Raw genomic sequence first — 24681 nt, forward strand, 5'->3', positions numbered from 1 at the left:
TAACACAGCATCTATCTATTTAAAAGAGGTAAAACCTATGTTTAAAACAATCACATTCTTACTTAGAGGATTTATTAAGTCTCCCAGGGTGAATAATCAAGTTGATGGTTTTACCCTGATTGAATTGTTGATAGCTTTGACGATGGCATTTTTAATCCTGACCCCATTACTAGGATTAATAGTTAATATTGCCAATACAGACCAAAAAGAACAAGCTAAGGCAACTTCTGAACAAGAAATCCAAACAGCAATGGATTTCATCACCCGCGATTTACAACAAGCTGTCTACATCTATGATCAACGAGGTGTTGAGAAGACAAACAATACCACCTTCCCCCTCGAAAGTGGTATTAATGATTCTCTGCCTGTGGTTCCCAATGGATTACCTGTACTAGTTTTTTGGAAGCGGGAAATAGTTCCAAACGCCGTTCCTAATGACAGTGCAAGTAAAGATGATGCCTTCAGATATTCCCTAGTAGCTTATTATTTGATTCATAATATTAATAATATTTATCCTACTTGGTCTAGAACTGCACGTATTGCTAGATGGGAAATTAAGGATGGTGTGCGAAGCATCAGTGGCACTAGTGGTATAAGTGATTGTCCTACTAAATACGATACTACTACTAAATTTATCTCTGGATATTGTCCTGATGCGGGTTTCCAGCCATTTGACCTTGATTCAACAACTGGCAGTATAACTCAAAAGATGAAACTATGGACAGCAGATCGAACAAAATATACAGCTACACCTCAAGTACTGATTGACTATATAGATCAAACCATCCCCGTGAAAGATCCAACTGGAAGTATCCCTGATCTAACACGACAATGCCTGACTGACGCTAATTATAGTCTTAGTAATACTAGTAAACAACCACAAGTGATACCTAGTAATACAACATCACCAAGCAGCTTCTATGCTTGCGTTAGTAATTATCTAGATCCTATTAATACAGGGAGAGTGACCACTACCGCACAGGTGTTTATCCGAGGTAATGCTTTAGCTAGAATCCAAAGCAGTAACACAACTTACACTGATAAAAACCAAGCAACCTACTTTCCTTCAGTCAACGCTATCGTACAAGCACGCGGATTTTTATACACCAATTAAACAATTCAAAATAGAGTCAAAATAGAGCCTAAATAGAGTCAAAACCTTACGTAATATTATGTCTTGACAGTATCGTTATTAACGCACAAGCACCATAAATCTAACCCCTTGTCTTGTAGGGAAAACAAGGAGAATCAGAAGCCTCTCTAATCATAAAAAAAGGATTGATCATGAATTTACTACAATTACATAGCAGGAATATCAAGAATAAACACCGTTGTTCAGCACGTGACTCATTTGAGGGAAATTCTGGTTTCAGCCTACTAGAACTCTCAATAGTGCTGCTAATTGCAGGAATTTTAGCAGCAATCATGGCTCCTAGTTGGTCGGGATTTGTGCAAAGACAACGGTTAAATAAAGCTTTTGAGGGCGTTGTTTCTGCTATGCGAGAAGCACAGACAGAAGCCAAAAAGAAGAAACTTACCTATAGTGCGAGTTTTAAAGTCATAGACAACATCCCTAAATATGTCGTTTATCCGGGAACTACTGCACCTTCAGATGATAGTTGGAAGCGTTTAGCTATCGACCTTCAAGAAAAACAAGTCTTATTGTATACCAATCTTACGAATAATTATAATACAACAGTTACCGGTAAAAGTATAGGTGTCACTGAACCCGGTTCTGGAACAATTACTTTTGACTACATGGGCGCTTTGAAAACCCCGACTACTGCCACTGATAATAATCCATTAGATTTAATAGTTATGGTAGCTATACCTAGTGCAGGAACTACTGCTGCCAGTGGGTTGAGACGCTGTATAATCGTAAGAACACTTATTGGTGGTACGCAAACAGCTACAGATGCAAATTGTAAGCCCAGTTAATTGTAGTAATACGTTTAGCAAAGATTAGTAATTATACTATATAAAAAATAGTCACAAACATAGCACAATAGAAACATTGGGTAAAATTTTTGGTTTCATAGACTTGCTAAATTGCTAGTTCGGTTCAGCAGAAGTAATTATCCAGTAAAAAGGGACTTCGTATTGGTTAAGTGTTTCTGTAAGACTTTGATTCAGAAATTGTCCTCAATAAAAATATCATTTAAAAGCAATGAATAATTGCCTTGATTTTCCTTTTGATTTTACTGTAGCTATTCCCACCTACAACGGTGAACATCGTTTACCTGAGTTACTAGAACGTCTGCAAAATCAACTGAAAACTGAGCATCTATCTTGGGAAATAATTGTTGTTGATAACAACAGCACAGATAATACAGCTGAAGTTGTCCGCACTTATCAAAGAAATTGGCAATGTCCCTATCCTTTAAAATACTGCTTTGAACCAAAACAAGGTGCAGCGTACGCTAGAAACAAAGCAATAGCAGTAGCGAAAAGTCAACTAATTGGTTTTTTAGATGATGACAATTACCCAAACTCAAATTGGGTAGAAACAGCTTATAATTTTGCCCAAAAACATCCCCAAGCTGGGGCTTATGGTAGCCAAGTTCATCCTGACTGGGAAGTAGAACCACCCGCAAATTTTCAAAGAATTGCCCCATTTTTAGCAATTACAGAGCGAGGAAATTTACCTCTACTCTATGAAGCCAGAAAAAAATTACTACCACCTTCTGCTGGACTGGTTGTCCGCAAACAAGCTTGGATAGATAATGTACCGACTGACCCTATTTTAACTGGTAGAGTCAACGGGAATATGCTGACTGGTGAAGATTTAGAAATGCTGTCTTATATCCAAAAAGCTGGATGGGAAATTTGGTACAATCCGGAAATGGAGATTGATCATAAAATCCCAATTTCACGGTTACAAAAAGAGTATCTAATCCCATTTTTCAGAGGTATTGGACTGAGCCGTTATGTGACTCGCATGGTAAATATAAAACCTTGGTTAAGTCCAATTTTTTCTTTACTGTACATGATTAATGATCTTCGTAAGATTTGTGTGCATTGGCTAAAATATCGAACCCAATTAAAAAATGATTTAGTGGCTGCTTGTGAATTACAACTGTTTATAAGTAGCTTTATTAGCCCCTTTTATCTGTTGACAAAGGGCTATTTCAAACATCCTCTAATCTCGTTCAACTTTAATGTTGATACAAATCAACAGATTATCTCTACACGAAGATTCAAAAGTATTCCCAAATGAATGCATATATAAAAATATTTTTAGCGAAGAATAAAAAAGCTGTAAGTAATAACTATGATAGTGGTTTTACTTTACTAGAAATGATGCCTGTGTTATTAATAATTGGCGTATTATCCGCAATAGTAACACCCGGTTGGCTGAGTTTTGTGAACACTCGCCGTCTGAACATTGCTCAAAATGTAGTATACAATGCAATGCGCCAAGCTCAAAGTGAAGCCAAAAAGGAAAAATTGACTTGGCAAGCTAGTTTTAGGGAACAAAATGGTATAGTTCAATGGGCTATTCACCGTAGTAGTGTAAATTCATCAAATGCTAACTGGAATAACTTAGATTCTAATATACGTTTAGATGATGAAACAACTCTACAACTGTCTAATGGCGTTCGACAAATCCAATTTGATTACTTGGGTAGTGTGAGAAAGCCACCATTAGGAAGAATTACCCTGTCTAATAAGTCTGGTGGAACAACAAAACGATGTGTGTTTGTTTCTACTATTTTAGGAGCTATGCGAACTGCAAAACAGCAAGATAAAGCCAACGCAAAAGGTGATTTTTGCTATTAGAATTAGAAATACAGCACTTCCCAGTGTCATGAGGTACAAGAACCCCACCCCCAACCCCCTCCCCGCAAGCGATGAGGGGGCTATGATGTACCTTATAACCAAGGAATCCGCTGTATAGGACTCCTATTTGATTTTTGTTGGCGCACATGAAATCACTAGTAAACGCTAAACAACATCTGATTATTTTTACCCGCTATCCAGAACCTGGAACGACAAAAACAAGACTAATACCTGCTTTGGGTAGTGTTGGTGCTGCTAATCTGCAAAAGCAGATGACCGAACATACAATTTTTCATGTGCAGGAATTGCAAAAAGTAGCTGCGGTATCTGCACAAGTGCAGTTTGCGGGGGGTAATTTGCAACTTATGCAAGATTGGCTGGGTTTGGATTTGGTTTACCAGACTCAAGGTGAAGGAGATTTAGGTCAGCGTTTAGTGCGATCGCTTGCGGATGCTTTTCAAAACAGTGCAGAATATGTAATTATCATTGGCACTGACTGTCCTGGGGTGAATGAGCAAATTTTAGCAACCGCATTTGAGCAACTACAGGTTTTTGATCTTGTGCTTGGCCCTGCAATTGACGGTGGATATTACTTAATTGGTTTACGACAATTTATCCCAGAGTTATTTTATGACATCGCCTGGGGAACGGCTCAAGTATACCAACAGACTCTAGAAATTGCTTTAAAGCTAAACTTATCATTTTTTCACTTACCTACCTTGGCTGATATTGACCGTCCAGAAGATTTAGCTATTTGGGAACAAATCCTGACGGGTGATGTCAAACCACAAGATAGTCTAAGTAAGTCTGTGTAAATATTTATGATTCTTTATTCACATCTTTTCGTTTTTTACGCTGATATATTTATATTTATTTGCAACTTCAATCACATAGTATTTAATGAAATTAATATAAACTACAGTTAGTAATATGGTATAGTTTAAAACCAAAAGTCTGGCAAGATATAATTAAGCTAGTCTTTCCATAGGCAGTTGGATACTCACAGAAAAAGGATGGTTAAGCAGAAAGTAAGTATCAATCGGATGGGCTTTCTGCTCCAAGAGTTGTAACTTTATAGATAGCAAACAGTTTTATTCACAACGAATTTACAAAAATATGGTTAACCGTGTTGCGGCTTCAAATACTTCACTCACACTTAAGGTAGTGGGGATAGTTTGCATTTTGTCTTTTTTCGTGGATTTCGTGATTCTTTTATTGGGTTTTAGTCCCACCAATAAGCAATCACAAATTGCCTTGGCTACAGCCTTAGTTGACCGAGGAATTGTTCCCCTAGTAGGCTTAGGGATGCTATTGGCTGGATATTGGATAGATGAAGTGGGAAGTGACCGTCCCCAAGGTATTGATTTAAGATTTCCTGTTCTGATCATCTCCAGCATATTAGGTTTGATGTTCTTACTAATTTTTCCCCTGCACCTGAACAACGTGCGCCAAGCCAGCACCCAAACAGTAACTCAAATTTCCCAAGAAGCCCAGCAAGCAGAAAATCAACTGGACAACCAGCTATCCCAAATCCAAGCGCAACTGAACAATGCTCAGGCCAAAGCTCAGTTAGAACAAGCGCGAACCCAACTAAAAGCTCAGATTACTGAACTACTCAAAGACGAGCAGAAATATAAACAAGCACTTGATAACCCCCAACTTCCCGCAGACCAAAAGGATTTACTTCAGAAAGCTAAAGCAAATCCCCAAGAGCTTGACAAATTGATTGCTCAACGAACAGATCCTCAAACACTTGCTAATGACAGACGTAGCCAAATTCGCCAGCGCAAAGAAGAAGTAGAAAAACAAGCTAAAGACAATGCTTGGAAATCTGGACTCAGGATTGGTTTCAGCAGCTTGCTGTTGTCCATTGGTTATATCATCATCGGTTGGACAGGATTAAGGGGTATGGGTGCTTTACAAAGTGCAAAACGTAAGGCTCCAGCGCGTTAATCTACTAGGCGTTAAGTATGTTGCCCTCTGACTATAAATCAGGGGCTATACAAACCAAGTCCACACCGGTGGACTAATACATATATCCTCAGAAAACAGGCTTTGCTTGTGTAAGTAAGTTATGGTAGGGAACAGGGAATAGGGAATAGGGAACAGCAATTTCATTCCTGTAGGACTTACGCAAGATTGAACTCAAAACCTGATTCTTGCGTAGGGGTAATTCATGAATTACCCCTACTTCCGTTCTGTTTTGCGTAAGTTCTATCCTGTTCAAAAATGTCTAAATAATTCTACTTATAGCCGTGGACAGGGTGGTTAGGACATCAATTGATAATGAAACTCCCACTACAAGAGGGTTTTACTCCTGACTCCTGACTCCTGACTCCTGACTCCTGCTATAAGTATTGAATTCACTTAATTAAAGCTACAAATGAATCTCCGCGTCCCCGCGTCCCACCGTCTCCGCGTCTCCTTGTGACCGAGCATTGGCAGCTGATTATGAATCACTTCAAAGCGCTAAAAAACCGGAAATGTTCTCAATTTACATACTTACATATAACGAAGAATTAGATATTGCTGCCTGTATTGAGTCAGCGCTCCTATCTGATGACATCATTGTAGTAGACTCTTGCAGTAGCGATCGCACTGTAGAAATTGCTAATCGTTATCCTGTCCGCGTCGTCCAACATCTTTTTGAAAGCCACGGGAAACAACGCACCTGGATGCTAGAATCTGTCATCCCCAAATATGAATGGGTGTACATTCTCGAAGCCGACGAACGCATGACACCAGAACTTTTTGCTGAATGCGTCGCTGCTACTCAAAATCCCGACTACATCGGCTACTACGTTGCGGAAAGGGTGATGTTTATGAATCGTTGGATTCGCTATAGCACCCAATATCCCCGTTACCAATTGCGCCTTTTTCGCCACGGTAAAGTCTGGTTTACAGACTATGGTCATACGGAACGAGAAGTGTGTAATGGTACAACAAGCTTTTTAAAACAAACCTATCCTCATTACACTTCTAGTAAAGGTTTAAGCCGCTGGTTGGAAAAACATAACCGTTATTCCACTGATGAAGCTAAAGAAACTTTGTATCAATTACAAAATGGAGAAGTTAACTGGCGAGATTTATTTTTTGGCAAATCAGAAGTTGAAAGACGACGCGCCCTCAAAGACTTATCCTTGCGTATACCTGCTAGACCAGTAATCCGCTTTGTGTATATGTATTTTTTCTTGGGTGGCTGCTTAGACGGAAACCCTGGTTTAGCTTGGTGTACCTTGCAAGCATTCTATGAATATTTAATTTTGCTTAAAGTCTGGGAAATGAAATATCTACCCACACCCAATTTAGTAGCTGACGAAGCTAAAAATGACGGGTAAATTAATTTTCTTAACAAAACTTAATTTTTAAAATTTGCGCCAGGGAATCTGTGACTTATTCATCAGTCACTAGATATCCTCAGTCTATCCATTGCTGTTTGCTGTCTATAATTATGAGCATCTGATGATATGGCACGTTAGGATAAGTATTATCTAAGAAACTTGCAACAATCATTTACAAGTATTACAAAGAAAAGTAACACTAGTGAAAAACCCACCACTGATGCTTTTCTTGGGAAGATAGGTTGAATATTCTACCTAAAGTAGTGCCGACAGCTTTTAGCCAAGGGACTATGAATACCAATCACAAAATTTTAATAGCCTAAAAAAGGAGAACAGGGGCTTGGTAGTTGAACGCCTGAAACAGGACTTAAAAAATGACCTGATTGCTGGTTTGTTGGTGGTGATTCCCCTAGCAACTACCATCTGGCTGACTATTACTATTGCCAGTTGGGTAGTTAACTTCCTCACCCAAATCCCCAAACAGCTAAATCCCTTTGATGGTTTACATCCTATATTAGTCAATGTACTGAACTTAGTAGTTGGACTGGCTGTACCACTACTGAGTATCCTGATCATTGGCTTGATGGCTCGAAATATAGCTGGTAAATGGTTACTAGACTTTGGTGAGCGTTTATTGCAAGCGATTCCCTTAGCTGGTCAGGTATACAAAACCCTCAAGCAACTATTGGAAACAATACTTAAAGATTCCAATGGCAAATTTCGGCGTGTGGTTTTATTAGAATATCCCAGACGAGGAATTTGGGCGATCGCTTTTGTCACAGGTGTAATTAGTAGTGATATCCAAGCTCAGATGTCTACCCCCATGTTGAGCGTTTTCGTTCCCACCACCCCCAACCCTACCACTGGATGGTATGCAGTAGTTCCAGAAAACGAAGTAGTCAACCTTTCGCTATCTGTGGAAGATGCTTTTAAAATAGTAGTCTCTGGTGGGATTGTTTCCGCCAATACACCCCTAGCACCCTTAATTTTACCAAAAGCAATATCACCCATAGGAACCCAAAATCATGTGATTCCTGTGGACAAAACGTAAATTATGATTTCACGGTGCAAAACTTGATATGATTATGAGTTTGCTCCTTTTAGCTAATCACTCTTACCATTATGCAACCTCGTAAACCTCAGCAAATAGCACGCGAATTGGCGTTGTTAAGCCTCAGCCAGTTGCCAGTCAACCCCAAAAAATTAGATAAACTACCAGATGAACAATTAGTAGCCAAATTAGTACTCGGAGCAGTACGCACTCTCACCACAGAAGTGCAAGATACCCTCAACAATGCAGCAGGCGAACTTCAACGCAGCAACGATCGCCTTTTAACTAGCCAAACTAGGGCTTCAGACCTAAATACAGCTAGAACCATGCTCCAAGAAGCGATTACTTACACCCAAACAGCCATTAATCAATTGGGTACAGCCGTTGATTTCCCGGAATTAATTCAATTAGCGAATCAAGACAAAGACGTTCGTAATTACGCCAAACAAATTATCATCACCGTCTACGAAAACCGGAATCTCATTGATACACTTGTTTCTGAAGCCTTAGTAGATTGGCAAGTCAGCCGCCTCGCGCAAATTGACCGCGATATCTTGCAAATAGCTGTGGCAGAAATGAAATTGATGGGAGTTCCCGCCAGTATTGCCATCAACGAAGCTGTAGAATTAGCCAAGCGCTACAGTGGAGATGAAGGACATCGTTTTATTAATGGTGTGCTGCGCCGAGTCACAGAACATAAACAAACGGCTTAGGTGTTGTCCTCACTTCACCAGTTTCATGTAAGGGTTCCAAGTGAGGATAAACCGCTTTTTTAGCAGGAAAAGGTGGGGAATTAAATTAAACTAAGAACTAATAACTGATAATTTCATAATTTACTAAATAATATAGTACTGCTGCAATGGTTTTTAATTGGTTCCGCCGTCAACATAACGATACTCCCGATACCCCTGAACAACAGCCACAGGGGGAAAATCAGCCTACAGAAGAAACACCACCAGAACCATCCGCAGCACCTACGCCAGACACGGCGGATTTGTTAGCGTTTGCTAAAGCCGCATATAAAAATATTCAGCAAAAACAACAATCTCAAATATTAGAAGAAACAACAGAAACCCCAGCGGCGGAAATCACCCCATCAACCGCAGCTGAAGAGATATCTGTGATTGAGGAATCAGCCCCAGTCGAGGCCATTGCCGAAACAACAGAACCCTTAGCGGCGGAAGTCACACCATCAACCGCAGCTGAAGAGATATCTGTGATTGAGGAATCAGCCCCAGTCGAGGCCATTGCCGAAACAACAGAACCCTTAGCGGCGGAAGTCACACCATCAACCGCAGCTGAAGAGATATCTGTGATTGAGGAATCAGCCCCAGTCGAGGCCATTGCCGAAACAACAGAACCCTTAGCGGCGGAAGTCACACCATCAACCGCAGCTGAAGAGATATCTGTGATTGAGGAATCAGCCCCAGTCGAGGCCATTGCCGAAACAACAGAACCCTTAGCGGCGGAAGTCACACCATCAACCGCAGCTGAAGAGATATCTGTGATTGAGGAATCAGCCCCAGTCGAGGCCATTGCCGAAACAACAGAACCCTTAGCGGCGGAAGTCACACCATCAACCGCAGCTGAAGAGATATCTGTGATTGAGGAATCAGCCCCAGTCGAGGCCATTGCCGAAACAACAGAAATTTCCAGCCCAGAAGCCACAGTCAGCGAGGGACAACCAGCTAACTTATCCTTTTTAGAACGGGCAGCCGCCGAAAGACAAGCCAAGCAGGAAAGATTGATAGCTAACGCGATTGAAGTTGAAGAACCAGCAATTACACCAACTTCGGCATCAACCACACCAGAGATAGAAGCAGAAATTCCGGAAATAGAATTTGATGATGGGTTTGTCTGGTCAGTTGAAGTTTTAGCAGCCCAAGGCAGACGGGCAGAAGATGTTTCTATAGAAGAAATTACCTGGCTGAAAAAGCTACGTCAAGGTTTAGATAAAACCAGGCGAAATATCCTTAACCAACTCAAGTCAATTGTTGGTCAAGGCCCTTTAAATCAAGCAGCTGTAACAGAAATTGAGGCATTACTCCTACAAGCAGATGTAGGTGTAGAAGCGACAGATTTTATTATTGATGCTTTACAGAAAAAACTGCGGGATGAAATCACCCCACCAGAACAAGCGATCGCATTCTTGAAACAAATCCTTCGGGATATGCTAGATACACCAACTCAAACATCGCCAAAATCTAGCTTTGCCCCAGAAAAAGACAACCTCACCATTTGGTTAATTACAGGGGTGAATGGTGCAGGTAAAACTACCACAATCGGCAAAATTGCCCATTTAGCCCAAAAATCTGGTTATAAATGCTTGATTGGTGCTGCTGACACCTTCCGCGCAGCTGCTGTAGAACAAGTAAAAGTGTGGGGAAGCAGAAGCGGTGTAGAAGTAATTGCCAATCCGGGGAAGAACACAGACCCCGCCGCAGTTGTATTTGATGCGATCGCAGCAGCCCAATCACGGGAAACCGAATTACTGTTAATAGATACCGCTGGGCGACTACAAAACAAGAAAAACTTAATGGACGAATTGAGTAAAATCCGCAGAATTATTGACAAAAAAGCCCCCAATGCTCATGTAGAATCTCTCTTGGTTCTAGATTCTACCTTAGGACAAAACGGACTCCGGCAAGCTGAAGTCTTTTCCCAAGCTGCCCAACTGAGCGGCGTTGTCTTAACTAAGCTAGATGGTACAGCTAAAGGAGGTGTGGCTCTGGCCGTTGTTAAGCAATTGGGTTTACCGATTCGTTTTATCGGTGCAGGAGAAGGAATTGAAGACCTGCGCCCATTCTCTAGCTATGAATTTGTAGAAGCGTTATTGAATGGCTAGTACCGCTTTGCGTAATTCGTAATTCGTAATTCGTAATTCGTAATTCGTAATTCGTAATTCGTAATTCGTAATTCGTAATTCGTAATTCGTAATTCGTAATTCGTAATTCGTAATTCGTAATTCGTAATTCGTAATTCGTAATTCGTAATTCGTAATTCGTAATTCGTAATTCGTAATTCGTAATTCGTAATTCGTAATTCGTAATTCGTAATTCGTAATTCGTAATTCGTAATTCGTAATTCGTAATTCGTAATTCGTAATTCGTAATTCGTAATTCGTAATTCGTAATTCGTAATTCGTAATTCGTAATTCGTAATTCGTAATTCGTAATTCGTAATTCGTAATTCGTAATTCGTAATTCGTAATTCGTAATTCGTAATTCGTAATTCGTAATTCGTAATTCGTAATTCGTAATTCGTAATTCGTAATTCGTAATTCGTAATTCGTAATTCGTAATTCGTAATTCGTAATTCGTAATTCGTAATTCGTAATTCGTAATTCGTAATTCGTAATTCGTAATTCGTAATTCGTAATTCGTAATTCGTAATTCGTAATTCGTAATTCGTAATTCGTAATTCGTAATTCGTAATTCGTAATTCGTAATTCGTAATTCGTAATTCGTAATTCGTAATTCGTAATTCGTAATTCGTAATTCGTAATTCGTAATTCGTAATTCGTAATTCGTAATTCGTAATTCGTAATTCGTAATTCGTAATTCGTAATTCGTAATTCGTAATTCGTAATTCGTCCTACGGTCCCGCTAGGGATACGTAATTCGTAATTACCATTCCGTCAGGGTTTTAGGCATTTTAAATGGGTGGCTTATTTACGCCGTTGTGTACTAGTGCCGCTTATCTGGGAAAGCAGGGGGATGGGGTGATTTATTTTTAGCCCTAATTATGGGACATTTTGGCAATGGGAACCCCGAATTTCTAAAATAATTGTTTTTTTACAATTAATGGCTAACTTCTGTTAGAATTGCACACTAAAGCTCTATGTTTAAGTTACCAAGTGGTTTCTTAAATGCATCTATACTGTTGCTTGAGTACCAGAGAAGGTATCCTCAAAAAATAAAGTGGTGTCAGTAAGCTAGATTAACACTCTAAACTTTACTCACTGACTTTATTTACCAATTGACTCGCAAATACTTTTTTTGAGCTATTTAGCAATTTAAATTGTCAACGAACTCATCAAGAAACTCACCTAAAATACATCTTGTTCCTTAATCGCTGATTGTCGATAGTTACTCTGTCAGATGAAAAGACTATTTTGCTAACAACAAACTTTTATTTCTCAAGGTATATGAATTGCTGATTTAGTTATGAAAAAATGAAAAGCCGTTTAGCAACCATCAAAATTACAGTTTGTGACTGTTTTATTTTTGACAAATAAAGCAAGATATTTCTGTAAAATCGCCATAAATAGCCAAAAATGCCATCAGCGAATGCCATACTGACCAACATTATTTACTAAGTCTTTCTACTCTTGCTAAAATCAATAATTTTGTCCAATATGATTTAGCAATGCCAAAAACCAAGGATTTATAAGAAATCATAAATCTGCTGATCTAAAAAGCAATAGCGTATTTGCCTGTGTCTCAAGTTCCTTCTCACCCAACTGAAAGTAATAGTAGTGCCGCGACAGATGTCACTCCAGTCGTGGCACTGAAAGAACTGGTGGCCAGGTTACACCGAGAACAAAACAAAATTCAAGATTTGCTCAGTTCTTTAGGATTTGCCCTCAGAAGTTTTAATAATCTGAATCAGTTTTTGGAATTGATTCCACTCATGGCCACAAGAGTTACTGATGCAGAAGGTAGCGCTTTATTTCTTTATAAACCTAATGGTCAAATTAGGTTAGAGCAACTGCATTGGCAAGATAGTCAACAACGAAAAAATATTAGAAAAGCTCTGGAAACTGCCAGTAGTCAAATTACGCTTTTATCAAATTCTGTGCCGCTAACAACAACGACAGGGATTTTGGATGATGAGATGCATCGCTATTTGGGGCCAGATGTGCAAATTTTTGGCACGGCTATTTTAGTTAAGCATACAGAAAGGGGATGGCTCTATGTATTGAGCCGTGATCCACAATATAGTTGGACGGAAACTAGACAAAAGTTAGTTAGATTAGTTGCAGATCAAACAGCCGTAGCAATTGAAAATGATGAACTAGCGGTAGAACTGAGGAAAAAGGAACGTCTAGATCAAGAATTAGAAATTGGTGCAGAAATTCAACGGCGACTTTTACCACGTCAATGTCCTAGTATTCCCGGTGTAGTTTTGGCTGCACGTTGTAAACCGGCTAATCGTGTGGGTGGAGATTATTATGATTTTATTCCCACAAATCACAAACAATTACAACCACATAAATACATTAGTGCCGAAGAAGCTTGTTGGGGTTTGGTAATTGGGGATGTGATGGGTAAAGGTGTCCCCGCAGGATTGATTATGACGATGATGCGGGGAATGTTACGGGGAGAAGTATTACATGGTAATTCTCCTGCTGGAATTCTCCAAAATTTGAATCGCGTCATGTATGCAGATTTGGAAAATTCTCACCGCTTTATCACGATGTTTTACTCGGAATATAACCCCATAACGCGGGTTTTATCCTATAGTAATGCAGCACATAATCCGCCTTTTTGGTGGCACGCAGCGACGAAAACTGTGAGCCGTTTGGATACTATAGGGATGCTGATTGGTTTGGATGCTAATAGCGAATATGAAGATGCCCAAGCGCAGTTAGAGCCAGGAGATACAGTGATTTATTATACAGACGGTTTAACTGATGCGGCAGCGGCTGGGGGCGATCGCTTTGATGAAGAAAATTTTATCACTTCTTTTAACTTCGCTTGTCGTTATTGCAATGGTCCACAGGAAATTGTCGATTATTTATTTGATAAAGTTCAGGAATTCATCGGACCAGATAAGCAAAATACTGATGATATGACAATGGTGGTTTTACAGATTTTGTGATGGGTTAAGGTAAAAATTCGATATTATACAACTGGATTTCTGTATTGGAAATAGAAACCATGATGTTTTTGCAATCTTGTTTGGATGGGTTATTAATTTACTATTTTAACATAGATACAAATAGACAAATAGATCCCCGACTTCTTAAAGAAGTCGGGGATCTGGGTATCTGATGTTTTCAAGTTCTATTACTTATCAACTCTGGAAATCGGCATTCTTGGTGGTGCTGTTTTCCACATTAAATCAATTTCTTCGGGTGTGAGTTGATAAGCTTGATTCACTAAATCAGAAAGACGATTTTCTAATTTTAAAGCTTCGTTTTTCCGGCTATTAATTTCTGGAACATAATCATTATGTGCTTTGCGTAAAGCTGTAAATGCTGGTATACTTAAAGGGTCTGAAGATTTTTTAGTAGTTTTTGGTTTTGGCATTCTTTTTCTAACTTCTTCTACAAAGTCTGGAAATTCCAAAGTTGAGAAATCTTCTAGTTTATTTCCCAGTTTCTCAATTTTGTATTCTATTTGCAACCAGTCGAGAACATCTTTATAAACTTGTCCGTTGATTTTGGTAATTTCAATTAACCGCGTGACAATTGTTTCTACTTCTGCGCGTATTTCTGCTGTAGGTTGTGCAATGGGTAGAGTTTCCATTAAATAACCAGCAGGGTTTAAAGCCTCATCTTTCATGTGTGGTAAATATCGCCAATTATGCCACCACATAAGCGGAGAGTTAAGAATAGCTAAAATATATAAATCAGATGAGGGAATTATAAAAGCTTTATTATTAGTAAAATAGCCAAGATGATCATAACTATAAGAAGAGTGAAATTGTATTTCCTGATATATAATTTTTGGCTGCTCAAAGAATTGCCAATAGTTAACAGCATCTTGTATTTCATACCATTTAAAACTACCAGATTTACGTCCTTGCCAATCATCTTTATTTACATTGTTAGGACGAGGTTCCAGTTTATTTTGATATTGAAATAAATAATTTTTAACAGCTGGGTAAGCATCAATATCAATTCCTCGACGAGTAAAAATCATCCACAAATTTTCCCATTCAGGAACCCATCTTTTAATATCTTGACCTCTTAAATAAGGCTTAATAATTTCTGCTGATTTTGGATCAGATGAAACTAATTTATTTTTAGTTGTTTCATCTATTAAAAAAGCTTCATTAAAACCTGTACAAACTCCCCAATACGACTTAGTACCAGTAAATTCATTTAACGGAACTCCTACCCGTTGAATTTTCCGCATTAAATCATCAACCGCAGGTGGTTCTAAACTCCAAGCATTAGCAGTAAAACGCGACCAAGGAATAGTGTAACTGTTTTCTTGATTCTGCACATATTGAGTGAGATTAATATTTTTCAACTCCTCACGAGGAACAGAACAAACTAAAACCTCCTCTTCCTCCCTCCTCGCACCCCCGTCAGTCCCCCCGCTACGGGGGGAAGATGAGGATAAACTTTTGATATTGGAGGGTTGGGGTGGGGTAATTTTCCTCGCTGCGATAATACAGGGAAAAGTATCAGCGTCTTCAAAAATTGGTGCGTGTCCAAAATCAATAATTTGTTCAAACACACTTTCCTGAGAAAAGAACCGTCGCAAAGGTTCACCATAACCAGAACGCAACCATTTATTAGTCACAATATAAGAAAGTATTCCTTCCGATTTCAGAAGATTTAAACCTTTCTCATAGAAATAAACATACAAGTCAGCCGACCCATGATAGCATTTATATCTTTCTTGTAAATAAGATTTTATATCAGATAATAAAAGTTGACGAATATAAGGAGGATTTCCAATTACCACATCAAAACCACCTTCAGTAAAAACTTGAGAAAATTCACTTTCCCAAATAAAAGGTAAATCTGTAAATTGTGAATCAGCAACGATAGAATTACCGATTTTAATATTATCATCCAAATAAGTTAATGTTTTTCCTTGAGTTGCAGTTTTTAACCACAAAGATAACTTAGTAATTTCTACCGACTCTGGAGATAAATCCACCCCAAATAAATTATTACTGAGAATAGTTTTATCTAATTCAATAGACATTTCCGGTAAAGATTGTAGAGACGTTCCATGGAACGTCTCTACATCGGATTTTTTATTACTTTGATGTTTCAGAAATCGCAAATTATCATTAACTCGTTGATACTGACTTGCAAAATAATCAAAAGCCGCGATTAAAAACGCACCAGAACCGCAAGCAGGATCAATAACTCGCGTTTTTACTAATACCTCATCACGGTAACTTTCCCAAAATTCAATTTCCCTTTTTCGGTTTTGAGGTGTATCTGCAAATTCCTCTAATTTAAACTTTTCTCTTAATTCATCTTCGCGTTTTTGCAAATATCCACCAATTGCAACTTCGACAATATATTGAGTAATATAAGCAGGAGTGTAAAATACGCCTAACTTTTTCCGTTTACCTTGTTTTTTATCAAATTCCTGTTTAGCAACATCCGCTTTTAATTCTTCTAAATCTGTAATTGACTGTTCAAATATTCGCCCCAAAATATCTACAGAAACTTCCGAATCAAAATCAAAGCGCGTTAGTTCTTTAAGTTGCTTACATAAAGGATCTGGAATATTTAATTGTTCATCTAAAATTGGATCATGTTTAAATAAACCACCATTATAACCGGGAATTGGTGGATCTTCATTACCTTGGTCAACCCAACGAAAAACAGCTTGATAATTTTCCCAAATTGACCGAGGATTATAAGCATCTTTGCTATCATGGGCTTTAGTAATTGTCTTTTCTGGTAATAGTCTTTTACTTTCACAAAAAGCAATAAATAAAATTCTGTCTAAAGTTTTTTGTGCTTTCTCAATTAATACTTGATTACGGTTAGGAATATCTAATGAAGCAAAAAAGCGAAAATGTTTAACTATATTTAATCTTACTTGCTTATATTCTTCATACAGTTCTTTAGTAATTTTCTCTTGTGCTTCCTCAGAAGTTACTAACAACGTATCAATTTTAGATATATCTTTAATTGGTAAAAAACTTTGCCGACAAAGCAGAAAATAAAATCTTTTAAAATCCTCTAAATTTGCTAAATCAACTAATAAAAACTTTTCATAATAAGCCGGAGTCTTATTAGTATGATATAATCGCAATTCTCGATAATTAGAAATAATAATCCAATGACAATCAGGTGTATAATTAGCATAACGCCAACCCTGATCAACTGCTGATTCTTTTCTGCCTGATGCGGGTCTATCTAAATCATCTTTTGTCCCTTTTAACTCAATTGGTGCAACAACTTTACCCTGTAAGTTTACCTTTCCCTTGTTATTTTCTGTAGCGGTAAAAAATCCCAAAGCTGCATCAGCAGAACCACCACCATCAGCAATTGTTTGTTCTGCATGAATTTCCCAAACTTTACCAGCACCTTCAATAATAGAACAATAACCTAAAACATCTTGAAATATATCTTTGAGAAAATCACCATGTAAAGAAACTTCTTTTACTTGATCAAGAGTACCTGATTTTAAAGCATTAACCCATTTTTTAACAATTTTGTGACGTTCCTCTAAGTCTGAAGGAAATTTAAAATTACCCAAAGCATTTTTTAACGCCTTTTTCTGGAATAAAGTTTTATAAACTTGCTGATTCATATCTTCACATTTTCAGTAGGTTGAGTTGATAAACATATCCCTTACGGGAGTCGTAGACAAAAACAAACATAACATATAGTATACATCATACTACCATCACCAGCTATCATGTAAATAAGAGAAGATATAGAAATAGAACCATGACAGATACACCTGGAAAGATTAATCTTACCTGAGAATTATCACCACAACTAAATCAAATTCTATATTCTGACTACTAGATTAAAAATATGAAAATAAGCTATACTACTTATAGTATGACTTTGGGTAATATATGGCTAAAATCTCAATTTCATTGCCAGATGAACTACTAAATTACATTGATCAAAAAGTTGAAAACCGTAGTGCGTTGATTGAAAGTCTCTTGAGACAATGGCAAGAAAAACAACAAGATAAAGCATTAGCGGCTGCTTGCGCTTTGGTTGATGAATTAGAATTAGGTTGGGAAAGTGAATTTTTATTTATTAAAAACAACTAATCACATTTTTGCAAATTCCCATGTATGACAACATCTGCAAATTCCTAGCTGAAAACTGCAAAGACGACTTAGCAACATGGTTACTAGGTTCACCGATTAAATTAATCGTAAGGGCGAAGCATTCGGACAGAAAATCAACAGTTTCAGGGATAAGTTATCGCCCGAATGCTTCGCCCCTACAGCCCCACAGAATTATCAAACGAACCAATTCGCGCTGATTCATTAATCTTATTACAATCAGATGAATTAGTTCTACATAGCGAATTTCAAACCGACACTGACGAAGATATGCCCTTTAGGATGTTAGATTATCGAGTCAGGGTGTATCGACGCTTTCCTAACAAAAGAATGCGTCAAATAGTCATCTATTTACGAAAAACAGGGTCAGAATTAGTCAATGAAAACAACTTTAGATTAGAGAAAACTTACCATGAGTTTGATGTCATACGTCTATGGGAACAACCAACAGATAAATTTCTGACTGTTCCCGGTTTATTACCCTTTGCTGTGCTGACTCAGACAAAAGATCCTACAATGGTATTAACTCAAGTTGCCCAAGCAGTTGAAGCAATTACCAATCAAAGGCTACAAAAAAATATCAAGATCCTTTTCCTAATCTAAAGCGTAACCTTTATGGGAAAATGGGATGGTGCAATAACGCTTGCCTTATATTGCTTCGGGTCCAAAGGAATTTTGATAAATGTGGAAAAAAATTGCGTTAATTTTGTTATTAGTATTTAGCTTCAGTCTCAGTAACACTGATGTAGCTTCTGCTGCTGGACTCAAAAGCTTTGTAGATGGTGCTGATGGTTATCAGTTTTTATATCCTAATGGGTGGTTGCAAGTTAAAGTTGCCAACGGTCCCGATGTAGTTTTTCATGATTTAATTGAAGTCTCAGAAAATGTCTCTGTGGTAATTAGTCCTGTTCCTGATGGAAAAACTTTACCAGAATTGGGGACACCTACAGAAGTTGGATATAGATTAGGAAAAGCTGCTCTTGCTCCTCCAGATTCTGGCCGTTCCGCAGAATTAGTCAATGCGGTGCAAAAAGAATCTGATGGTAAAATATACTACTTTCTAGAGTATGAGGTTCAACTTCCTAATCAGCAAAAACGACACAATATCTCTAGTGTAGCTGTGAGTCGTGGCAAGCTTTTTACCTTTAATGCCTCAGTTCCTGAAAAGCGGTGGAAAAGACTGCAACCCATGATTGATGAAATTGTAGGTTCTTTTAAAGTGTATTAATTAATCAGGTGACAGGTGATAGGGAGCAGAGTTTTTCTAATCAGCCATCACCCATTACCGATTGTTCCCATATTCTTGACTATGGTAATTCCTCAATTTGTACTTGCATCTGCTTCTCCAGCGCGTCGTCGTTTACTGCAAACTGTGGGGATTGAACCGATAGTTTGTCCTAGTGATTTTGATGAGTCGCAAATTCAACATCATGATCCTGCACAATTAGTGCAAACACTGGCTCAGTGTAAAGCAGAAACTGTAATATCTCAGTTTCCATCAGCCTTGATTATGGGTTGTGATTCAGTTTTAGCAATGAATGGTGAGATTTATGGCAAACCTGGGGATGCAGAGGAAGCGATCGCACGTTGGCAAATAATGCAAGGTAACTTTGGTGACTTGTATACTGGTCATATTGTAATTGACACAACAAAAAATCAGAGTGTTGTCAAGTGTCAAGTGACGAGAGTATACTTTGCTCAAATGAGCGATCGCGCAATTCTTGCCTATGTGGACACAGGTGAACCCCTCAAATGTGCTGGAGCCTTTGCTATTGAAGGTTTTGGTAGTTTGTTTGTAGAAAAAATCGAGGGTTGTCACAGCAATGTAATTGGACTGAGTTTACCTCTGTTACGCCACATGATCACCGAATTGGGTTATGAAGTTACTGATTTCTGGCAATAAGTGGGAGTATTCCAAATGTGTAAGTTTATTTTTTATCTAAGCTTCCAACTTAATATAAGGCATGAAATAAACGAACCGCAAAGACGCAAAGAGCGCGAAGGAAGAAGAGATTTTTCAGACTAATAAGTTAGGTGTCATCTTTTGAAAAGACAAATAATTTGTATACTTCACTCAGATAAAATGTGCTGTAAATACAGATGTTTCCGCTCTTATGAGGTACATCTTAGCCCCCTCATCGCTTGCGGGGAGGGGGTTGGGGGTGGGGTTCTTGTACTTCATAAAACTGGGAAGTGCTGTAATGGATAAACAGCGTCTAAAAAAACTCCTAATAGGTGATTTAAGCTGGAAAAGAATGTTTAAATCATTACTTTTTATCTATATATTTTTTGCGGGATATGTTTATTTTCGTGCAGATAGTATGATTTTCTTACCGCAACCATCTAGCTATAAAGATACTAAGGAAATTATCAAAATCACAAGTGCAGAAAATACGCAAATTTCATCCATTTATTTACAAAATCCGCAAGCTAAATATACAGTTCTTTATGCTCATGGTAATGCCGAAGATTTAGGAGATATTCAGGAAATATTGCAAAAAATACGCGATTTTGGTTTCAATATTTTTGCTTATGACTATCGTGGATATGGTACGAGTCAGGGAAAACCTACAGAAAATAATGCTTATCAAGATATTGATGCTGCTTATAATTATTTGACTCAAGATTTAAAAATTCCACCACAGCAGATTATTGTTTTTGGACGTTCTGTTGGAGGTGGTTCAGCGGTAGATTTAGCAGCACGAAAACCTGTTGCAGGATTAATTCTTGAAAGTACATTTACTTCAGCTTTTCGGGTAGTTGTACCTTTGCCAATTTTGCCTTTTGATAAATTTAGAAATCTCGATAAAATCAAAAAAGTACAAAGTCCCGTATTAGTAATGCATGGTAAATTGGATAATGTGATTCCTTTTACTCATGGACAAAAATTGTTTGCTTCTGTAACCTCACCCAAACTTTCTTTGTGGGTAGAGACAGCAAATCATAATGATGTTTACTCGGTTGCAGGAGACAAGTATGGAAAGACTTTGCGTGACTTTGCTGATTTAGTCTCAAAAAACCAGAATTACCCAAAGTGATAAATTGCAGTTAAAAAGATTCAGGTTTTAAAAGATAATAATACCACCTAATTCTTCCATCATTTGTTCTAAGAGTTCCTCCATCATTTCCTGCTTTGAAGAACGCAAACTTGGAGGACCATCGAGAAATTCTTTAATAGTAATTTTTTGTTCTCTAAATCCCTTCACAAAATCACGAATATCAGCAACAATACTAATCTGAGATTCTAGTGTTTTCACCATTAAATCAATAGAATTAATCCCTTGTTTAGCAGCTTTGCGAGCATCTGAAACCATTGCTCCTTCAGGAGTATTTTTAGCTAAACGTAGTTCCTGTTTTAATTTTTCATATTGATTTTTCAGAATTTCATTTTGTTGTTCTAAATTCTTGCACCTGCGCGTCAAATCATCCTCACTATTGCTATCAATAGATTCCCCTAACTGGTGCTGACGTTCAATTTCTAAAAGTCGCGCTAAATCTCCTTCTTGATAGGCTTTATTAATTTCCTTCATGATTTCTGTGTGTGACATTTGCGTTTCGCTGTCTTTTACCTTATCTGGGTGAAAGATTTCCGCTAACTTCAGAAATGTCTGCCGAACTTTTCTTGATTCTTCGGTTCTGCTGGCAGAACTAGATTCTACTTCCTGTTGTGATTCCCAATATTGATGGCGGTTTTGATTAGTTTCATCGCTATCCATTTCTTCAGAATTTTCAAACAGTTCATCTAATTCTTCATCATCATCTTTACCAACAGATTTGGGGCTAATTATTCCTGTCATCTGGAGATTAAGGTAAAGTTCTTTGATATGTTTTTCTGTTTGTTTACCAAATTTTCTCGTAGTCAAAATCTCATTAAACAGCGCATGAATTTCTTGATCAAGTTCCGCCATTTTCTTGAAACTGGGAGTAGCTTGATGAAATACATCTGTGGCTAAAGAGCGCATTCTTTCCACAAAATTATTTAATTCTGTCCGCTTTTTTTTAATCTGTTTCAATATTGATTGGTGTTCTTTTTCTAAACCCTCTAAATAGATATGCAATTCAGAGAGTGCCAGTGGTATTGCTGGGGTAGCTGGGGATGCAGATTTAGTTTTTCGAGGCATAAAAAAAGTAGGTAAGTTTCAAGGTTAATAGATAAATTAAGTAAAGGTTAAAAGTACCCAACACTTGTAAGCATTTGTTGGGTTGCGCTGTCGCTTAACCCAACCTACAAAAACTCTTAACCGAAAAGTATTGAATTGATACGACACCTTTAATATTATCTGCTGACTTGCAATATTTGAGATGCCGTATTCCTAGAATTTACTTGAACTTGAATTAGAGAGAATTGCTCAATTGTGCTTCTGAAATCCAAGCACCGTGGAAACCGTAAGGTACTCGTTGGGGAATAATTACCCGCGCGACAGGTTCACTGGTTATATCTTGAGCATTGATGACTACTAATTCCGAAGTTTCTGAATTTTGATCATAAACAAAGGTGATTAGCCAACCATCATCTTCTGTGGTGGCATTCAGGCTGGGTGCAAATACTGATTCACCACCATAGCGTCCTTTTCCAAATTCATGGGTTTGGGATTTGCCATGACTGAAATTGTACTTAATTACTCCCTCAAATAAAGGTACAGGACTTGTTGCCATTTTGCCAGCGTAGCCATATTGGGTTTTTCTTCCCAGGAGGTTTTCGTTAACACGGGGAAATTCTGCGGGTACATCGTCTAGCTTTTCTTCTTTGACTGCACCTGTAATTAGGTTAAACCGCCAGCGGTGGAGGAGGGGTATATCTGCTGTGGGATCTGTTTGTGAACCACCCATGAGAATGGTGGTAGAACTCATGCGACAAGCAATAAGTACTACTTCGTCTCCTTCTTCATAGGCGTTGAGGGTGTGGAAGACGTAGCAGGGGGAACTTTCAAACCAGCGGATATTGCTGTTGTCTCCGTGACGCGGGACAATGCCAAAGCGACTGGGGCGTTGGTTCTCAAACATCATCATTGGTTCTCCCCGTTGCATTCTTTCTGGGCTGAAAGTCACGGGTAAATCCATGAAAATACTATACTTTTCAGTAATGGCAAAATCATGCATCATTACCCCCATAGGGATATCAATTGGTACTGTTCGCAATAATTCCCCTTGTGCTGAAACTACGCCATATTGTAAGTATGGTGGTGCAAACGAGTAACCAAAAAACATCATTTCCCCAGTCACTGGATCTACTTTTGGGTGAGCAGTAAAAGCAGAAATCAGCTGGTTGTTGTAAGTGTATTCACCAATGCTGTCTAATTCAGGAAGTTGGATATTGTGTGGCGCACCTCCTTCCCACAATGCCAAAAATTGACCTGCGTGCCATACTAAGGCTGTATTAGCGGTATTTTTGCCGATGCCATGAGGATTATCCTGTTGGGGTGGTTCCATAAATCCACTCCAGACAGCTTTACCCGCCTCATTTTCGATTTTCCAGCCTCTGGTGCGAACGTAGCGATTGCGATAAGTGGCCTTACCGTTGCTGATTTGTACACCATGTAACATTCCATCACCGTCAAACCAGTGATACTGACCAATGGGTGAGCGTTGGGGATTGGGTCCATTTCGCACAAACATCCCAGAAAGATCAGCGGGTAATTCACCTATAACTTGCAGTGTATCAGTGGTGATTTCTTGAGAAACAGGGGCAAAATTACCATCAAGATAGGGATTTACGGCGGTTGTTAACATTGTCAATATTAAATTTGATTGGCACTTTCTTTAATATAATGAGCGATCGCACATTTTGCCGGCCAACAATCAGGTTATTCTCTGAATATTGACAATGGCAATTTCAACCACAGTGAGAATATACCGTGAGCCTAACTCTTTATCTACTCCGTCATGGACAAACAGAATCTAGTCGTATGAATGCCTATTGCGGTGCAATAGACTCAGAACTCACCCCTGACGGCTTAGAAATGGCAAATGCTTTTGCTGCTGCTTACAGTTCTACCCCTTGGAAAGCAATTTTTTCTAGTCCCATGCGACGAACCATAGCAACAGCAAAACCTTTATGTACAGCTATAGGAATGCAACCTGAACTGCGAGATGGTTTGAAGGAAATTAACTATGGTGAATGGGAAGGAAAAACCCCAGAAATCATCAGTCGTGAATATCATGATGATTATATCCGTTGGTCAGCTGACCCTGCTTGGTATGCTCCAACTGGTGGGGAAAGAGCAATCACCATTGCTGCTCGTGCTATGCAAGTAATTGAAGAAATTAAGCATCTTTACGATGATGGTAATGTTTTAGTTGTTGCTCATAAGGCAACTATCAGAATCATTCTTTGTAGTTTATTAGGAATTGATGTCGGACGCTTTCGTTATCGTTGGGGATGTCCTGTTAGCTCTTTAAGTATTATCGAATTTACTGAACATGGACCAATGTTAAAAGCTTTGGCAGACCGGACTCATTTAGATGATAGATTGCGGAATTTACCAGGAACTTAAACTCACTAATAAAAAATTGTAACCTCATGTAGAGACATTCTAGAGAATGTTTCTACCC

At 38.4% G+C, this 24681-nt stretch carries 19 protein-coding genes and 1 pseudogene; 17 read left to right on the forward strand and 3 right to left on the reverse strand.

From position 1 onward, the window contains the following. From hpsC to A9Y75_RS22125, 11 genes are all read left to right on the forward strand, one after another. On the forward strand, positions 1-1114 hold a 1114-nt coding region (hpsC, locus tag A9Y75_RS22075; protein WP_343232447.1), incomplete at its 5' end, for a hormogonium polysaccharide secretion pseudopilin HpsC. A 170-nt stretch (positions 1115-1284) separates the two neighbouring features. After that, on the forward strand, positions 1285-1938 hold the full coding sequence (locus tag A9Y75_RS22080; RefSeq protein ID WP_083389709.1) for a type II secretion system protein: 654 nt from the start codon (positions 1285-1287) through the stop codon (positions 1936-1938). Positions 1939-2167: 229 nt separating this feature from the next. Further along, positions 2168-3217 carry a hormogonium polysaccharide biosynthesis glycosyltransferase HpsE gene (gene hpsE / locus A9Y75_RS22085; protein WP_083389710.1) on the forward strand — a complete coding sequence of 350 codons (1050 nt, stop codon included), beginning with the start codon at positions 2168-2170 and terminating at the stop codon, positions 3215-3217. Further along, the gene (locus tag A9Y75_RS22090) at positions 3214-3780 is read left to right on the forward strand and encodes a type II secretion system protein (protein WP_071191689.1); all 567 of its coding nucleotides are present in this window, start codon (positions 3214-3216) and stop codon (positions 3778-3780) included. The genes hpsE and A9Y75_RS22090 overlap by 4 nt, the downstream gene beginning before the upstream one ends. A gap of 146 nt (positions 3781-3926) precedes the next feature. Next, complete coding sequence (locus tag A9Y75_RS22095; protein WP_071191690.1) at positions 3927-4595, forward strand: TIGR04282 family arsenosugar biosynthesis glycosyltransferase; 669 nt, start codon at positions 3927-3929, stop codon at positions 4593-4595. Positions 4596-4896: 301 nt separating this feature from the next. Further along, positions 4897-5733: an HpsJ family protein gene (locus A9Y75_RS22100; RefSeq protein ID WP_071191691.1), complete on the forward strand. Its 837-nt coding sequence runs from the start codon at positions 4897-4899 to the stop codon at positions 5731-5733. Positions 5734-6263: 530 nt separating this feature from the next. Then, the gene (locus A9Y75_RS22105) at positions 6264-7118 is read left to right on the forward strand and encodes a glycosyltransferase family 2 protein (protein ID WP_071191836.1); all 855 of its coding nucleotides are present in this window, start codon (positions 6264-6266) and stop codon (positions 7116-7118) included. A gap of 343 nt (positions 7119-7461) precedes the next feature. Further along, entirely contained in the window at positions 7462-8172 is a 711-nt protein-coding gene (locus A9Y75_RS22110; protein ID WP_071191692.1) for a DUF502 domain-containing protein, read from the forward strand. Positions 8173-8243: 71 nt separating this feature from the next. Continuing rightward, positions 8244-8885: a transcription antitermination factor NusB gene (nusB, locus tag A9Y75_RS22115; RefSeq protein WP_071191693.1), complete on the forward strand. Its 642-nt coding sequence runs from the start codon at positions 8244-8246 to the stop codon at positions 8883-8885. 146 nt (positions 8886-9031) lie between these two features. After that, entirely contained in the window at positions 9032-11017 is a 1986-nt protein-coding gene (ftsY, locus tag A9Y75_RS22120) for a signal recognition particle-docking protein FtsY (RefSeq protein ID WP_083389711.1), read from the forward strand. 1586 nt (positions 11018-12603) lie between these two features. Next, positions 12604-13995: a PP2C family protein-serine/threonine phosphatase gene (locus A9Y75_RS22125; protein WP_071191694.1), complete on the forward strand. Its 1392-nt coding sequence runs from the start codon at positions 12604-12606 to the stop codon at positions 13993-13995. 188 nt (positions 13996-14183) lie between these two features. On the opposite strand, the gene A9Y75_RS22130 is transcribed toward A9Y75_RS22125, so the two are convergent. Next, complete coding sequence (locus tag A9Y75_RS22130) at positions 14184-17633, reverse strand: Eco57I restriction-modification methylase domain-containing protein (RefSeq protein WP_071191695.1); 3450 nt, start codon at positions 17631-17633, stop codon at positions 14184-14186. A gap of 274 nt (positions 17634-17907) precedes the next feature. On the opposite strand from A9Y75_RS22130, the gene A9Y75_RS22135 reads away from it, so the two are divergent. The 5 genes and pseudogenes from A9Y75_RS22135 (at position 17908) to A9Y75_RS22155 (ending at position 21167) form a co-directional block, all read left to right on the forward strand. Continuing rightward, on the forward strand, positions 17908-18111 hold the full coding sequence (locus tag A9Y75_RS22135) for a ribbon-helix-helix domain-containing protein (protein ID WP_071191696.1): 204 nt from the start codon (positions 17908-17910) through the stop codon (positions 18109-18111). Positions 18112-18131: 20 nt separating this feature from the next. Further along, positions 18132-18711: pseudogene (locus A9Y75_RS22140) on the forward strand (hypothetical protein); the annotation flags it as partial. Positions 18712-18811: 100 nt separating this feature from the next. Continuing rightward, positions 18812-19357 (forward strand): photosystem II reaction center PsbP, encoded by a 546-nt coding sequence (gene psbP, locus A9Y75_RS22145; RefSeq protein WP_071191697.1) that lies wholly within the window; start codon positions 18812-18814, stop codon positions 19355-19357. Positions 19358-19438: 81 nt separating this feature from the next. Then, a complete protein-coding gene (locus A9Y75_RS22150; RefSeq protein WP_071191698.1) occupies positions 19439-20032 on the forward strand; it encodes a nucleoside triphosphate pyrophosphatase in 594 nt (197 codons plus the stop codon). A 298-nt stretch (positions 20033-20330) separates the two neighbouring features. Continuing rightward, positions 20331-21167: an alpha/beta hydrolase gene (locus A9Y75_RS22155; RefSeq protein ID WP_071191699.1), complete on the forward strand. Its 837-nt coding sequence runs from the start codon at positions 20331-20333 to the stop codon at positions 21165-21167. 27 nt (positions 21168-21194) lie between these two features. Here A9Y75_RS22155 and A9Y75_RS22160 read toward each other — a convergent pair whose 3' ends face one another. Together A9Y75_RS22160 and A9Y75_RS22165 are read right to left on the reverse strand one after the other, a co-directional pair. Beyond that, the gene (locus A9Y75_RS22160; protein WP_071191700.1) at positions 21195-22250 is read right to left on the reverse strand and encodes a J domain-containing protein; all 1056 of its coding nucleotides are present in this window, start codon (positions 22248-22250) and stop codon (positions 21195-21197) included. Between the two features lie 214 nt (positions 22251-22464). Then, positions 22465-23859: a carotenoid oxygenase family protein gene (locus A9Y75_RS22165; RefSeq protein ID WP_071191701.1), complete on the reverse strand. Its 1395-nt coding sequence runs from the start codon at positions 23857-23859 to the stop codon at positions 22465-22467. Positions 23860-23984: 125 nt separating this feature from the next. Between A9Y75_RS22165 and A9Y75_RS22170 the strand changes: the two genes are divergently transcribed. Then, on the forward strand, positions 23985-24623 hold the full coding sequence (locus A9Y75_RS22170) for a histidine phosphatase family protein (protein WP_071191702.1): 639 nt from the start codon (positions 23985-23987) through the stop codon (positions 24621-24623). Positions 24624-24681 lie beyond the last annotated feature (58 nt).

The sequence above is a fragment of the Trichormus sp. NMC-1 genome, from assembly GCF_001858025.1.
GTDB lineage: Bacteria > Cyanobacteriota > Cyanobacteriia > Cyanobacteriales > Nostocaceae > Anabaena.

What these genes read in the sequence shown, in the direction of transcription:
- A9Y75_RS22080 (WP_083389709.1), top strand. Translation starts at nt 1,285, where the DNA reads ATGAATTTACTACAATTACATAGCAGGAATATCAAGAATAAACACCGT.
- hpsE (WP_083389710.1), top strand. Translation starts at nt 2,168, where the DNA reads ATGAATAATTGCCTTGATTTTCCTTTTGATTTTACTGTAGCTATTCCC.
- A9Y75_RS22090 (WP_071191689.1), top strand. Translation starts at nt 3,214, where the DNA reads ATGAATGCATATATAAAAATATTTTTAGCGAAGAATAAAAAAGCTGTA.
- A9Y75_RS22095 (WP_071191690.1), top strand. Translation starts at nt 3,927, where the DNA reads ATGAAATCACTAGTAAACGCTAAACAACATCTGATTATTTTTACCCGC.
- A9Y75_RS22100 (WP_071191691.1), top strand. Translation starts at nt 4,897, where the DNA reads ATGGTTAACCGTGTTGCGGCTTCAAATACTTCACTCACACTTAAGGTA.
- A9Y75_RS22105 (WP_071191836.1), top strand. Translation starts at nt 6,264, where the DNA reads ATGTTCTCAATTTACATACTTACATATAACGAAGAATTAGATATTGCT.
- nusB (WP_071191693.1), top strand. Translation starts at nt 8,244, where the DNA reads ATGCAACCTCGTAAACCTCAGCAAATAGCACGCGAATTGGCGTTGTTA.
- ftsY (WP_083389711.1), top strand. Translation starts at nt 9,032, where the DNA reads ATGGTTTTTAATTGGTTCCGCCGTCAACATAACGATACTCCCGATACC.
- A9Y75_RS22130 (WP_071191695.1), bottom strand. Translation starts at nt 17,633, where the DNA reads ATGAATCAGCAAGTTTATAAAACTTTATTCCAGAAAAAGGCGTTAAAA.
- A9Y75_RS22135 (WP_071191696.1), top strand. Translation starts at nt 17,908, where the DNA reads ATGGCTAAAATCTCAATTTCATTGCCAGATGAACTACTAAATTACATT.
- psbP (WP_071191697.1), top strand. Translation starts at nt 18,812, where the DNA reads ATGTGGAAAAAAATTGCGTTAATTTTGTTATTAGTATTTAGCTTCAGT.
- A9Y75_RS22150 (WP_071191698.1), top strand. Translation starts at nt 19,439, where the DNA reads ATGGTAATTCCTCAATTTGTACTTGCATCTGCTTCTCCAGCGCGTCGT.
- A9Y75_RS22155 (WP_071191699.1), top strand. Translation starts at nt 20,331, where the DNA reads ATGGATAAACAGCGTCTAAAAAAACTCCTAATAGGTGATTTAAGCTGG.
- A9Y75_RS22160 (WP_071191700.1), bottom strand. Translation starts at nt 22,250, where the DNA reads ATGCCTCGAAAAACTAAATCTGCATCCCCAGCTACCCCAGCAATACCA.
- A9Y75_RS22165 (WP_071191701.1), bottom strand. Translation starts at nt 23,859, where the DNA reads ATGTTAACAACCGCCGTAAATCCCTATCTTGATGGTAATTTTGCCCCT.